This is a genomic window from Streptomyces sp. NRRL S-31 (assembly GCF_000718775.1).
Lineage (GTDB): Bacteria > Actinomycetota > Actinomycetes > Streptomycetales > Streptomycetaceae > Streptomyces.
Window position 1 is genome coordinate 77,992 of the sequence record NZ_JOCB01000018.1, and the last position, 13,145, is coordinate 91,136.

General features: G+C 71.6%; 12 protein-coding genes and 1 tRNA gene. 7 read left to right on the forward strand and 6 right to left on the reverse strand.

Features of this window, described 5'->3' with window-relative positions; genetic code table 11:
- The first annotated feature begins 17 nt into the window (after positions 1-17).
- Positions 18-791 (forward strand): sulfite exporter TauE/SafE family protein, encoded by a 774-nt coding sequence (locus IF37_RS0110280; RefSeq protein ID WP_030739581.1) that lies wholly within the window; start codon positions 18-20, stop codon positions 789-791.
- A gap of 22 nt (positions 792-813) precedes the next feature.
- Here IF37_RS0110280 and cobF read toward each other — a convergent pair whose 3' ends face one another.
- Together cobF and IF37_RS0110290 are read right to left on the reverse strand one after the other, a co-directional pair.
- On the reverse strand, positions 814-1,602 hold the full coding sequence (gene cobF, locus IF37_RS0110285; RefSeq protein ID WP_030739583.1) for a precorrin-6A synthase (deacetylating): 789 nt from the start codon (positions 1,600-1,602) through the stop codon (positions 814-816).
- 140 nt (positions 1,603-1,742) lie between these two features.
- Positions 1,743-2,249, reverse strand: a complete 507-nt coding sequence (locus IF37_RS0110290) for a DUF309 domain-containing protein (protein ID WP_030739586.1) — start codon at positions 2,247-2,249, stop codon at positions 1,743-1,745.
- 116 nt (positions 2,250-2,365) lie between these two features.
- Between IF37_RS0110290 and IF37_RS0110295 the strand changes: the two genes are divergently transcribed.
- A tRNA-Pro gene (locus tag IF37_RS0110295) sits at positions 2,366-2,439 on the forward strand.
- A 216-nt stretch (positions 2,440-2,655) separates the two neighbouring features.
- On the opposite strand, the gene IF37_RS0110300 is transcribed toward IF37_RS0110295, so the two are convergent.
- The 3 genes from IF37_RS0110300 to IF37_RS0110310 form a co-directional block, all read right to left on the reverse strand.
- Positions 2,656-3,735: an alpha/beta hydrolase gene (locus IF37_RS0110300; protein ID WP_030739588.1), complete on the reverse strand. Its 1,080-nt coding sequence runs from the start codon at positions 3,733-3,735 to the stop codon at positions 2,656-2,658.
- Between the two features lie 329 nt (positions 3,736-4,064).
- A complete protein-coding gene (locus IF37_RS0110305; protein ID WP_030739590.1) occupies positions 4,065-4,748 on the reverse strand; it encodes a polysaccharide deacetylase family protein in 684 nt (227 codons plus the stop codon).
- Between the two features lie 65 nt (positions 4,749-4,813).
- A complete protein-coding gene (locus IF37_RS0110310; protein ID WP_030739592.1) occupies positions 4,814-5,509 on the reverse strand; it encodes a glycoside hydrolase family 11 protein in 696 nt (231 codons plus the stop codon).
- Positions 5,510-5,898: 389 nt separating this feature from the next.
- On the opposite strand from IF37_RS0110310, the gene IF37_RS0110315 reads away from it, so the two are divergent.
- Entirely contained in the window at positions 5,899-6,354 is a 456-nt protein-coding gene (locus IF37_RS0110315) for an ATP-binding protein (protein ID WP_253915719.1), read from the forward strand.
- 64 nt (positions 6,355-6,418) lie between these two features.
- On the opposite strand, the gene IF37_RS0110320 is transcribed toward IF37_RS0110315, so the two are convergent.
- Positions 6,419-7,441, reverse strand: a complete 1,023-nt coding sequence (locus IF37_RS0110320; RefSeq protein ID WP_030739596.1) for a LacI family DNA-binding transcriptional regulator — start codon at positions 7,439-7,441, stop codon at positions 6,419-6,421.
- A gap of 149 nt (positions 7,442-7,590) precedes the next feature.
- Here IF37_RS0110320 and IF37_RS0110325 point away from each other — a divergent pair, with 149 nt between their 5' ends.
- Genes IF37_RS0110325 through IF37_RS0110340 form a run of 4 tightly spaced genes read left to right on the forward strand, consistent with a single transcriptional unit; the run spans position 7,591 to position 13,046 of the window.
- Positions 7,591-8,877, forward strand: coding sequence for an ABC transporter substrate-binding protein (locus IF37_RS0110325; RefSeq protein WP_030739600.1), 1,287 nt, complete (start codon positions 7,591-7,593; stop codon positions 8,875-8,877).
- Positions 8,878-8,884: 7 nt separating this feature from the next.
- Positions 8,885-9,841: a carbohydrate ABC transporter permease gene (locus tag IF37_RS0110330; RefSeq protein WP_030739602.1), complete on the forward strand. Its 957-nt coding sequence runs from the start codon at positions 8,885-8,887 to the stop codon at positions 9,839-9,841.
- The gene (locus tag IF37_RS0110335; protein ID WP_030739604.1) at positions 9,838-10,656 is read left to right on the forward strand and encodes a carbohydrate ABC transporter permease; all 819 of its coding nucleotides are present in this window, start codon (positions 9,838-9,840) and stop codon (positions 10,654-10,656) included. The genes IF37_RS0110330 and IF37_RS0110335 overlap by 4 nt, the downstream gene beginning before the upstream one ends.
- Positions 10,653-13,046: a glycoside hydrolase family 3 N-terminal domain-containing protein gene (locus IF37_RS0110340; protein ID WP_030739606.1), complete on the forward strand. Its 2,394-nt coding sequence runs from the start codon at positions 10,653-10,655 to the stop codon at positions 13,044-13,046. Before IF37_RS0110335 ends, IF37_RS0110340 begins: the two co-directional genes overlap by 4 nt.
- Positions 13,047-13,145 lie beyond the last annotated feature (99 nt).

The following is a 13,145-nucleotide window of genomic DNA, read 5'->3' on the forward strand; positions in this document are numbered from 1 at the left end:
ATAGCATCGGTCTCCGCATGAACACGATGACACTCTGGCACCTGTCCGGCTGGGAGTTCGCCGCGCTCGCCTTCGCGGCCCTGATGGTCGGCTTGTCCAAGACCGCGGTCAGCGGGGCCAACACGGTCAGCCTCGCGCTGTTCGCGGCCGTGCTGCCCGCCCGCGCCTCCACCGGCGTGCTGCTGCCCGTCCTGATCGCCGGCGACGTGCTCGCCGTCCTCACCTACCGGCGGCACGCCCACTGGCCCACCCTCTGGCGGCTCTTCCCGGCCGTGGCGGCGGGCGTGCTGGCCGGCACCCTGTTCCTGGCGTGGGCCGACGACTCGATGGTGCGGACCTCGATCGGGGCGATCCTGCTGCTGATGGCCGGGGTGACGGTGTGGCGCCGGCGGACCGCCGGGACCCCCGGGGCACCGGAGGCCGTGACCGACCGGGCGGGCCGGCTGAAGGCCCGCTCGTACGGCGTGCTCGGCGGGTTCACCACGATGGTGGCCAACGCCGGCGGGCCGGTCATGTCGCTCTACCTGCTCTCCGCGGGCTTCCGTAAACTCGGCTTCCTGGGCACCTCCGCCTTCTTCTTCCTCATCGTGAACGTCTCCAAGGTGCCGTTCAGCGCGGCCCTGGGACTGATCGACCGGCGCTCCCTGCTCCTCGACGCCGCGCTCGTGGTGTTCGTCGTGCCCGGCGCGCTGCTCGGCAAGTGGGCCGTGCACCGCATCAACCAGCGGCTCTTCGAACAACTCGTGATCGCGGCGACGATCGCGGGCGGGGTGCAGCTGCTGCTGCGCTAGCCCCGGCCCCGGCCCCGACCGCTCAGTCCTGAGCCGGCCGGTCACGCGCCGGGTGGCGGCGCAGCAGATACGTGTCCATGATCCAGCCCTTGCGCTCGCGCGCCTCCGCCCGCAGCCGCTCGATGCGCGGACCGGCCTCGGCGATCGGCCCGGCGGCGAGGATCTCGTCCGGCGTGCCGATGTAGGCACCCCAGTAGATGTCCATGTCCTCCTCGGCGTACCGCCGGAAGGCCTGGTGCGCGTCCAGCATCACGACCACGTCGTCCACCCCCTCCGGGAAGCCCTCGGCCAGCCGCCGTCCCGTGGTGATCTGCACCGGCCGGGCGACCCGGTTCAGCCCCGTGCGGTGCCGGGCGACCAGGGCGGAGACGCTGCTGATGCCGGGCACCACGTCGTACGCGAACTCCACCGCGCCCCGCTCCAGCACCTCCTGGAGGATGCCCAGCGTGCTGTCGTACAGCGCCGGGTCCCCCCAGACCAGGAAGGCACCGGTGCCGTCCTCGTCCAGCTCCCCGGCGATCAGCCGCTCGTAGATCCCGGCGCGGGCGCTGCGCCAGCCCCCGACGGCCGGGGAGTAGGCCGCCCCGCCCGCCGCACGGTCCCGCTCGGGGTCACGGGCCTCCACCACCCGGTACGACCCCCCGGGCAGATGCGCGTCGAGGATGTCCCGGCGGAGCCGGGTGAGATCGCCCTTCACCTCACCCTTGTCCAGCAGGAAGAACACGTCCGTGCTCCGCAGCGCCTTGACCGCCTGAAGGGTCAGCTGGTCGGGGTCGCCCGCGCCGATACCGATGACATGAATCTTTCGCACACCCCGAGTCTGCCGCACGCCACCGACAGCGCGTCCACCGCCTCCGCACCCTCGGTGACGACCCGCCGGTCACACGCCTCCGTCCGCCGCCGGCGGCCCCGCCGACCGCCCGCGGTCCGTCCCGCGCCCGGCGTACGGCGTCAGGGGCCCAGCCGGGGCGCCTCGGCCCGCGCGTCCACCGGCGCCGGGTCCCGCTCCACCCGTCCCGCCAGTTCCCGCGCCCAGCGCGTCAGGCCGGGCAGGTCCAGCCCGTAGGGCCGGTCCTCACCCCGTCCGGTCGCCCACTCCTCGACCGCGCGGGCGCCCCGCCGCAGCAGCCGGGCCCCGCCGACCGCGTTCCCGCGAGCCGCGTGGGTGAGCCCGACCGCCAGCTGGGCCAGCCCCCGCCACAGCGCACGCTCCTGAGGCGGACCCGACTTCCAGGCGTCCTCGAACACCTCGTGCGCGTGGAACGGCCGCCCGGCGGCCAGCAGCGCCCCGGCCTCGCCGACCGTCTCCTCGGGCGCCCGTACGATCCCCTCGGGCTGCCGGGGCACGCCCTCCGCGCCGTACGGAAGGGGGCGTCCGAGCCCGTCCCGGGGCCGCGCGTTCCGGGCCCGTCCGGCCACGTCCCGGTCCCTGGCATCCGATGCGCCCGCGTTCGTCATACCGCCGATTCTTCCCCGTCCGCCCCGCACCCCGCCGGGACCTTCTACGGCACACCCCCCGACGTGGGGTAAAGTTCTCTTCGCGCGATCACGCGGGCCACCGCGAGTGAGCGCGACGGGACGTGGCGCAGCTTGGTAGCGCACTTGACTGGGGGTCAAGGGGTCGCAGGTTCAAATCCTGTCGTCCCGACTTGAGAGAGTCGCAGATCAGGGCCGGTTTCGGAGCAATCCGAAACCGGCCCTGATCATTTCCGGGGACCGGTCGGGGACCCGTGCTCCTTGACCGGTGCCGGCGGGACGCGGGCGGGCGGCGCGGGCGGTGTGTCGCGGGGAGTCCGCGGCACGGCCGCGTCGAAGGCGGGGTGCGGCCTGGGGCGGCCCGGTCGGCCGGGCCGCCCGGCAGGCGTCAGGAACCGTTGTGGAGGTCGGCGTAAAGGAAGCGGTTGGCCTGGTCGACGGCCGCCTTCGCGGCGTTGGTGTCGGCGAGGGCGTTGAGCATGGCGAAGTCGTGGATGGTGCCCTCGTAGCGGACGGCGGTGACGTCGTTGCCCGCGGCGCGGAGCTTGGCCGCGTAGGCCTCGCCCTCGTCGCGCAGCACGTCCGCCTCGTCGGTGATGACCAGGGCCTTGGGCAGGTCCTTGAGCTGGTTGAGGCTGGCGCGCAGCGGGGAGGCCAGGATCTGCTTGCGGTCCTTGGTGTTCGGGGCGTAGGCGTCCCAGAACCACTTCATGGCCTTGCGGGTCAGCCAGGGGCCGTCGGCGAACTCCCGGTAGGAGGCGGTGTTGAAGTTGGCGTCGGTGACCGGGTAGAAGAGCATCTGCCCGCTCAGCTTCGGGCCGCCGCGCTGCTTGGCCATGAGCGTGACGGCGGCCGCCATGTTGCCGCCGACGCTGTCACCGGCGACGGCGACCTTCGAGCCGTCGACGTTGATCTCGCCGCCGTGCTTGGCGACCCACTTGGTGGCGGCGTACGCCTGCTCGATGCCCACGGGGAAGCGGGCCTCGGGCGAGGGCGTGTAGTCGACGAAGATGACAGCCGCGCGGGCACCGTTGGCGATCTGCCGGACCAGCCGGTCGTGGGTGTTCTCGTTGCCCAGGACCCAGCCGCCCCCGTGGAAGTACATCACGGCGGGCAGCTTGCCGCTCACACCCTTCGGCCGGACTATGCGGATGGTCACCTTGCCGGTGGGGCCGACCTTGAGGGTGCGGTGGGTGATGTCGGCGGGCAGCTTGTCGACGGGCCCGGACTGGGCGCTGTCCAGGGCCTTGCGGGCGTCGGCGTAGGACAGGGTGTAGATCGGCGGGTTCTTCGCGGCCGCGTCGGCGAAAGCCTGGGCGTCCTTCTCCAGGACCACGCCCTGGTGCGGGGCGGACGAGGACGGCGTGGCGGAGGCGGTGGCGTTGACGCTGATCGCGACCCCGGTGGCAAGTGCGACGGCGGCGGCGACGGCCGCCTTGCGGCTGACGCGGACACGAGTGGTGGACATGGAGAACTCCTGGTGCGGTAGCGCCGGGGAAGGCGGCGATGGGGCTTGGCCCCATGGCGACCGATTTCCGGGCATGCGCGATATGCGCGGAACGGGACGCCGTCACGCTAGGGGGAAGATCGCGCCGCCTGTTGTCTTCGAGCGCATCGCTTCTTGTCTGGAAGTGTCAGGACAAGGACGTGTCCCGGCTTACCGCTACGCGGCCCCTCGAACGCTCCGGGATGCCGGCTGACGGCTCAGGTGCCGGAAACAGCCGAGGGTCAGGGGCGGCTCCGGAGAAATCCGGGGCAACCCCTGACCCGTCGTGCGTGCCTGACCCGCTGTGTGTGTCAGGGTGCCACCGCGCGGCCCGTCTGCGGGGAGATCCGGCCGGCGCACAGGCCCTTGCCCGCCAGGGTCTGGGCGATGCGCGGCACGGCTGCGAGGGTGTTGGCCGGCCATTCGTGCATCAGGATGATCTGGCCGCTCGTGAGCCGGGACACCGCCTGCACGATCGCGTCGGTGCTCGCGCCGTTCCAGTCCTGCGAGTCGACGTCCCAGATGATCTGCCGCAGGCCGTACTTCGCCTCCACCGCCTGGACGGTGGCGTTGGTCTCCCCGTAGGGCGGACGGAACAGCTGCGGCGTACCGCCGCCGGCCGCGGCGATCGCCTGCTGGGTGCGGGAGACCTCGGAGTCGATCTGCGCCTGGCCGAGCTGGGTCAGGTGCGGGTGGGTGTAGCTGTGGTTGCCCACCCACATCCCGGCGTCCACCTGGGCCCGGACCTGGGCCGGGTAGGCGGCGGCGAACTGGCCCTCGTTGAACATCGTGGCCCGCAGGCCGTTCTGGCGCAGGGCGCCCAGCAGGGCCGGGGTGTGGTCGTTGGACGGGCCGTCGTCGAAGGTGAGCCCGACGTAGCCGGTACAGGCGGCGGCGTGCGCCGGGGCGGCCTCGACGCCGGCGGTGACGGTGCCGGCCACGACTGTCGCGGCGACGGCCAGTCCGGTCAGCAGGGAGCGGGGTGCGGCGCGCATGCGGGTGGGTCCTCCTCGGGGCGGGTGTGTCCGCGGTGGGGGGATGGGCGGAGGGGAACGGCGGGTCAGCCGCTCACGGTGACGTTGGAGCTGCCGCTGCTCTGGTAGCCCTCGGTGGCGAGGATCATGTAGTAGCTGAAGCTGCCCAGGGGCATGCCGGCGCGCGACCAGGCGTCGAAGTGGTTGCCGGTGGTGATGGTGCCGCCGGTCCGCCTGGACTGCCGGACGCTCCAGTACTGGTTGAAGGTCCTGGTGCCCTCCACGGACGGGGCGTTGTACCGCGTCGTCTGATAGATGTCGTAGGTGCCGCCGTCGCTGCTGACGGTGCCCTTGTAGGTGCCGGTGGGGCGGTAGTTGCCCCAGTTGTCGACGATGTAGTACTCCACGAGCGGGTTCGAGGTCCACCCGTACAGGGCCAGATAGGCGTTGCCGGAGGGGTTGAAGCTGCCCGAGTAGGTGACCGTCCGGCGCCCGCCGTTGCTCCAGCCCTTGCCCGCCACGAAGTTGCCGGTGTTGCGCCACGAAGTGCTGTAGTTCCCGCCGGAGTTCAGGGTCATGGAGACCGTGCCCTGCGCGTCGGTCCAGAACGAGTAATAGAAGCCGTTGTCGGTGCCGGTCTGGTTGGTGGTGATGGTCGTGGCGGCATGCGCGGTGCCGGGCAGCAGCAGCCCGGACGCGGAGGTGGCCAGCGCGAGGGCACCGGCGCGGTTGATGAAGCCCCTGCGGCTCATCGGGCGGGGGGAGGCGTTGCCCATGTCCATGTTTCCTCCTGGGGGGAAGGCCGACGGGGGACGCGCGGGCACGCGTGACCTGTGCGTATGTCATGAACGCGCCAATCGGTCACCACGGCGCGGGCCCCGTCGGGGAGGGGTCGATTGCTGGAGAGTATGCGGCCGGGTCGAAACGACGGTCAATGTGTCTGTTTCCGAAACTTATTCGAAACTTGTAGACGTAGAAGTGGGTGGTAAGTCGAAACTTTCGCATTACCTGGACTGCTTGTCGGTAACGGCGAATTCTTGACGGCCGGAAAGGCGGTGGCGCTTCATTGGCTCGATGCAGCAGTCGCCTTGACGTGCGAAACTTTCGGCACCTTCGCGAGGTGCCCGGAGGGTATGTCGCAGCCGTAGCCGAGCCGTGCGCGGGTAGCCGGATGGCGGAGACGGTCAAGTCGGCACAGACAGGGAAGATCGTGGACGGACGTTCGCTTCGCGCGGTGGGCTGGGCACGCTCACTGCCGCTCAACAGTCAGGTCAAGACCGCACGTGACTGGGCCCGGGCCCATCTGGACGAGCTGGGCTGGACCCGTGCCGCCCCCGACACGGCGGACGACGTGCTGCTGGTGGTGTCCGAACTGGTCACCAACGCGCACGTGCACGCGCACAGCACCGCGCAGCTGGTGATGTCCTGGGACAACGACTGCCTGCACATCGCGGTGCACGACACGTCCCCGGTGCTGCCCGAGCCCCGGAACCCCGGCGCCTTGCAGCCCGGCGGACGCGGCATGCTGCTGATGGACGCGCTGGCCGACCGCTGGGAGGCCCGGCCCTGTCCGCATGGGAAGACCGTCCTCGCCTGTTTCCGGCCGTCGGCCCGGGCGAACGCCTGACCCGGTACGGCCAGCGGACGGCGCGGAACGGGGGCCGCCCCCGTGGGTCCGGCCGGTGGGGCGCTCAGTTGGCCGCGGGCGGTGCGGTGCTCCGGCGTACCACCAGGTGCGTGGCCAGTTCGATGCGCAGCGCGCTCTCCCCGGCGGCAACGGGACGCAGCAGCATCCGGGCCGCCTCCTCGGCCATGCGCTGGAGCGGCTGCCGCACCGTGGTCAGCGGCGGGCTCGACCAGCGGGCCGGCGGTACGTCGTCGTATCCCACCACCGACAGCTGCCCGGGCACGCTGAGGCCCAGGACCCGTGCCGCCTCCAGGACGCCCAGCGCCTGGAGGTCGCTCCCGGCGAAGATCGCCGTCGGCCGGTCCGGGCGGCGCAGCAGGTCCAGGGCGTGCTCGAAGCCGCCCTGGACGTGGAAGTCGCCGAACCGCACCAGCCGCGGGTCCGGTTCGTGGCCGGCCATCGCCATCGCCGAGCGGTAGCCGTCCAGGCGGGCCAGCGAGCACATCAGCTCCTCGGGGCCGGTGATGATGGCGACGCGCTCGTGCCCCTGGTCGGTGAGGTGGCGTGTCGCGGCCACTCCTCCGGCCCAGTTGGCGGAACCCACGGACGGGACGTCGGGGTCGGGATCGCCCGCCGGGTCCACGATGGCGAACGGGATGGCCCGGGAGCGCAGCCGCCGTTTCACGTCCTCCGGCAGCGTGGAGAAGACCAGCAGCACGCCGAGCGGGCGACGGCGCAGCACGCCCGCGATCCACTCGGGGCCGGGGGCCTGCCGCGTCCCGCTCTCGGTGAGCGCGACGGTCGCGCCGTGCTGCTTGGCGACGTTCTCCACGCCGCGGATCAGCTCCATCGCCCAGACGCTCTCCAGTTCGTGGAAGACGATCTCGATGAGCGGGGCCTGCGGCGGTCCGGCGGTCCGGCGACGGTAGCCGTGGACCTCCAGCAGGCGCTCGACCTTGGCTCGGGTCGCCGGTGAGACATCCGAACGGCCGTTGAGCACTTTCGAAACTGTCGGAAGCGAGACGCCGGCCTCTCTGGCCACGGCTGCCAAGGTGACTCTGCGACCGACCTGGGCTTCTTCGCGCATGTCCGCAGCATAGGCCACGTGCCCGGGTAACGGTTTGGCTGCGTAGCTGCACGACCGTTGACCATTTCTTCCCACGGCTCCTACTGTCCAGCCGCAGGACTTTCGGAGTAGTTACCGAAATTTTCGAAGGGACAGCCATGCGTACACGGATGCCCAGGGTGCTGGCCTGCGGCGCGACACTCGCCCTCGCGGCGACCCTCACCGCCTGCGGGAACGGAAACGGCGCGGGTTCCTCGAACGACGGCAAGATCCACGTGCTGGTCTACGGCGACGCCAGCAACAAGGTCGAGAAGAGAATCGTCGACACCTTCAACAAGACCTCGGACGTCAAGGCCGTCCTCGACACCATCCCCGGTGCCGACTACCAGCAGAAGCTCCAGACCATCATCAACACGCCACAGGCCCCGGACGTCTTCTTCAACTGGGGCGGCGGCAGCATCCAGCCGTTCGTCAAGGCCGGACTGCTGATGCCACTGGACGACTTCGTCAAGAAGGACCCGGGCCTCGACGACAAGTTCCTGCCCAGCGTCTACAACAGCGCCGTCGTCGACGGCAAGCCCTACGGCATCCCCATGCGCGGCACCCAGCCGGTGCTGCTGTTCAGCAACAAGGACGTGCTCGACAAGGCCGGTGCGCAGCCGCCCCGGACCTGGGACCAACTGCTCGACGCCGTCAGGAAGCTCAAGTCCGCGGGCGTCACCCCCATCGCCCTCGGCGGCGGCGACCAGTGGCCGACACTGATGTGGTTCGAATACGTCTACGACCGCGTCGCCGGCCCGGAGCTGTTCCAGCGGGCACTGGACGGCGACAAGGACGCCTGGGGGAGCGCGGACAGCAGGAAGGCGCTCGGTCTGCTCAAGGAACTGGTCGACACCGGCGCCTTCGGCAAGAACTACGACTCGGTGAAGTACACCAACGGCGCCTCGCCCGCGCTCGTCGCCCAGGGCAAGGCCGGCTTCGAGCTCATGGGGTCCTGGTACTACGCGCAACAGCAGCAGGACGCGAAGGACTTCGCCGTCAAGGGCCTCGGCTACAGCACGTTCCCGGCCGTGCCCGGCGGCAAGGGCGACGCGTCGGACGTCGTCGGCAACACCAACAACTTCTACTCGGTGCTGAAGAAGACCAAGCACCCCGAAGCGGTCGCCGAGTTCCTGAAGCTGATGTACTCCGACGAGTTCGTCAAGGCCCAGCTGGCCATCGGCAACCTGCCCACCACCACCAACACCCCGCGGTTCCTGGACACGTCGGCCAGCCCGGCGTACTCCCGCTTCCAGTACGACCTCGTCGCCAAGGCCAAGTCCTTCCAGCTCTCCTGGGACCAGGCCTACCCGCCGTCCGCCATGACGCCGATCCACCAGGCCGTCCAGCAGTTCTTCAACGGACAGCTCGACACCGACGGCTTCGTCAAGGCCATGCAGGCCCTCCCGGCCGAATGAGCCGCTCATGACCACACAGATCACGAGCGCCGCGCCGACCGCCGCGGCCACCGGGAAGGCCCGGCGGCGGCCGGAGGACTCCTACGCCGCACACGGCACGCGCCCAGGCGCCCTCTGGGCGCTGCCCGCCACCCTCTTCTTCGCCGTCTTCGCCCTCGTCCCGCTCGTCATGGTGGCGGTGCTCTCCTTCATGAGCTGGAACGGCCTGGGGTCCCCCCGGTTCGTCGGGACGGACAACTGGCAGCGCATCCTCGACGACCCGGTAATGATCAAGAGCATCTGGCTCACCCTGCTGCTCACCGGTCTGGGCGTGGTGCTCCAGACCCCGCTGAGCATCGTGCTCGGCGTCTGGGCCGCCGGACACCAGCGCAACCGCGCCGTCCTCTCGGCGATCTACTTCATCCCGCTGCTGCTGTCCTCCACCGCGGTGTCGGTGCTCTGGCGGGCGCTGCTCGACCCGAACTTCGGCATCCCCGCGCGGATGACCTGGCTGTTCGGCGACGGCAACCTGTTCGGTGAGCAGGCATCGGCGATCGGGGTCCTCGCCTTCGTCAGCACCTGGCAGTTCACCCCGTTCCACACCCTCATCTACCAGGGCGCCGCCCGGGCGGTCCCGCCGGTGCTGTACCAGGCGGCGGCGATCGACGGCGCCGGACGCTACCGGCAGTTCTTCCACATCACCCTGCCGCAGCTGCGCAACTCGGTCATCACCTCGATGATCCTGATGATCGTCGGCGGGCTCACCACCTTCGAGACCGTGCTCATCCTCACCCAGGGCGGACCGGGCACCGACACCACCATCAGCGCCTACTACATGTACCAGAAGGCGTTCAAGGGCTTCGACTTCGGAGCGGGCTCGGCCGTCGCCCTCTGCCTGGTCGTCGCCGCCACCGTCGTCTCGCTGGTCGTCGTCCGCGTCTCCGGCTACGACAGGATGCGCAGCGACATGGAGGGGGTGTCATGAGGCGCCGCCCCCACTACCTGGCCGGAGCCGGCTCGCTCTGCTGGCTCGTCCTGGTCGGCCTGCCGCTGTACGTGATGCTCGCCGCGACCCTGCGCTCCCGGCAGGACTACGCCGCGAAGGGCCCGGTGTCCTTCCCCGGCGACTTCACCCTCGACAACTACACCGGGGCGTTCGACTCCGGCTTCGGCCGGTACTTCCTCAACACCATCGTCGTCACCGTCTGCGTCGTCGGCGTGGTGCTCCTGCTCGTACCACCCCTGGCCTACGCGATCGTGCGCAGCCGCGGCCGCCTCACCTCGCAGATCTTCCGGCTGTTCCTGCTGGGCCTCGCCATCCCCGCCCAGGCCGTCATCGTGCCGATGTTCTACCTGATCAGCGAGGCCGGGCTGTACGACAACCTGCTCGGTGTCATCCTGCCGACCGCCGCGTTCTGCCTGCCGATGTCGGCGCTCATCCTCAGCGGGACCATGCGCGACATCTCCCCGGAGCTGTTCGAGGCGATGACGGTGGACGGGGCGAGCCCGCGGCGGATGTTCTTCCAGCTCGTCGTCCCGCTGTCCCGCGGCGGCCTGTCCACGATCGTGGTGTTCTCCGCGCTCCAGGCCTGGAACGGCTTCCTGTTCCCGCTCGTGCTGACCCAGTCCGACTCGACCAAGGTCATCACCCTGGGCCTGTACAACTTCCAGACCGAACACGGCGTCGACATCCCCGGCCTGCTGGGAGCCGTGACGCTGTCCATGCTGCCCGTCCTGCTCGTCTACCTGTTCGCCCGCCGGGCCCTGGTCCAGGGGCTGATGGGCATGGGAGGAAAGTGACCGCCAACGTGGCCGTAGAGACCACCCCCGAAGTCCCCCTCTGGAACGACCCGACCCAGGACGTCGGCACCCGCGTCTCCGCGCTGATCGACGCGATGACCCTGGAGGAGAAGACCGCCCAGCTGTACGGCGTGTGGGTCGGCGCGTCCGACGAAGGCGGCGAAGTCGCCCCGCACCAGCACGACATGGAGGAGGCCGTCGACCTCGACGCCCTGCTGCCGGCCGGCCTGGGCCAGCTGACCCGCCCCTTCGGCACGGCACCCGTCGACCCCGCGCTCGGCGCGCTCTCCCTGCTGCGCACCCAGACCCGGATCGCCGCCGCGAACCGCTTCGGCATCCCCGCCCTGGCCCACGAGGAGTGCCTGGCCGGGTTCGCCACCTGGGGCGCCACCGCCTACCCCGTCCCGCTGTCCTGGGGCGCCACCTTCGACCCCGGCCTGATCCACCGGATGGCCGCCGCCATCGGCCGCGACCTGCGCTCCGTCGGCGTCCACCAGGGGCTCGCGCCCGTGCTGGACGTGGTACGGGACGCTCGCTGGGGCCGCGTCGAGGAGACCATCGGGGAGGACCCCTACCTCGTCGGGAGCATCGGCACCGCCTATGTGCGGGGGCTGGAGTCCGCCGGAGTGGTCGCCACCCTGAAGCACTTCGCCGGCTACTCCGCCTCCCGCGCCGGCCGCAACCTCGCACCGGTCGGCATGGGCCCGCGCGAACGGGCGGACGTCGTGCTGCCCCCGTTCGAGATGGCCGTGCACGAGGGCGGAGCCGACTCCGTGATGCACGCCTACACCGACACCGACGGAGTGCCCTCGGCGGCCGACGAGGACCTCCTCACCGGGCTGCTGCGCGACACCTGGGCATTCGCCGGCACGGTCGTCGCCGACTACTTCGGCATCGCCTTCCTCAGGACCCTGCACGGTGTCGCCGGCGACTGGGCGGAGGCCGCCGGCACCGCCCTGCGCGCGGGCGTCGACGTCGAACTGCCCACCGTCAAGACGTTCGGCGCACCCCTCGCCGAAGCCGTCGCCGCGGGCCGGGTGCCGGAGGCGCTGATCGACCGCGCCCTGCGCCGGGTGCTCACCCAGAAGACCCGGCTCGGCCTGCTCGACGCCGGCTGGAACCCGGTCCCGGCCGCGCTGGCCGGAGCGGACCTCGACGACCCCGACGCCCTGCGCGGCACCGTCGACCTGGACACCGCCGGGAACCGGGAACTGGCCCGCACCGTGGCGGAGGAGGCCGTCGTCCTGCTGTCCAACGACGGCACCCTGCCGCTGGTCCGGCCCCGCCGCATCGCCCTGGTCGGCCCCAACGCGACCGCCCCCACCGCCGTGCTGGGCTGCTACTCCTTCCCCCAGCACGTCGGCGTGCACCACCCGCGGACCCCGCCCGGCATCGACCTGCCCACCCTGGAGGACGCCCTCCGGCGGGAGTTCCCCGACGCGGAGGTCACCGTGGTCCGGGGCACCGGCGTGGACGACGGGGACGTCTCCGGCATCCCCGACGCCGTCGGCGCCGCGCGCGGGGCCGACGTCGTCGTGGCGGCCCTCGGCGACCGCGCGGGCCTCTTCGGCCGCGGGACCAGCGGCGAGGGCTGCGACGCCGAGTCCCTGGCCCTGCCCGGCGCCCAGCAGGCACTGCTCGACGCCTTGCTCGACACCGGTACGCCGGTGGTGCCGGTCCTGCTGGCCGGCCGGCCCTACGCCCTCGGCCGCGCCGCCGACGAGGCCGCCGCCATCGTGCAGTCCTTCTTCCCCGGGGAGGAGGGCACCACCGCCCTGGCCGGCGTGCTCAGCGGCCGGACCAACCCCTCCGGGCGGCTGCCCGTCAGCGTGCCCCGCGGCACCGGCGGCCAGCCCGCCACCTACCTCGGCGCCCGGCTCGCCCAGGCCGGCGACGTCTCCAGCATCGACCCCACGCCGGCCTACGCCTTCGGGCACGGCCTGTCCTACACCTCCTTCGACTGGGGCGACCTGACGGTCGACCGGCCGGAAGCCGACACCGGCGGCGAGTTCTCCCTCGCCTTCACCGTGCGCAACACGGGGGACCGGGCCGGCACCGAGGTCGTCCAGCTCTACCTGCACGACCCGGTCGCCTCCGTCGTCCAGCCGGTGCAGCGGCTGATCGGCTACGCCCGGGTCCCGCTCGCCCCCGGCGAGGCCCGCCGGCTGCGCATCACCGTGCCGGCCGACCTGGCGTCCTTCACCGGCCGCGCCGGACACCGGGTGGTCGAACCGGGCGAACTCCGGCTGCGCCTGGCGGCGTCCAGCGCCGACGTCCGGCTGACGGCGACGGTGACCCTGACCGGCGCCGAACGGCGACTGGACCACAACCGCCGGTTCCACGCCCGCTTCGAGCAGGAGCCGGTCCGGTCGGCGGACCCCGCAGTCTGACCCCGGCCGCGCCGCGGCTCGCCCGGCTCGCCGACGGGGGGCGGGCCGGGCCGCGCGGCCGGGGTCACCGGGGGCCGGCGCGCTCCACGGTGACGGTCG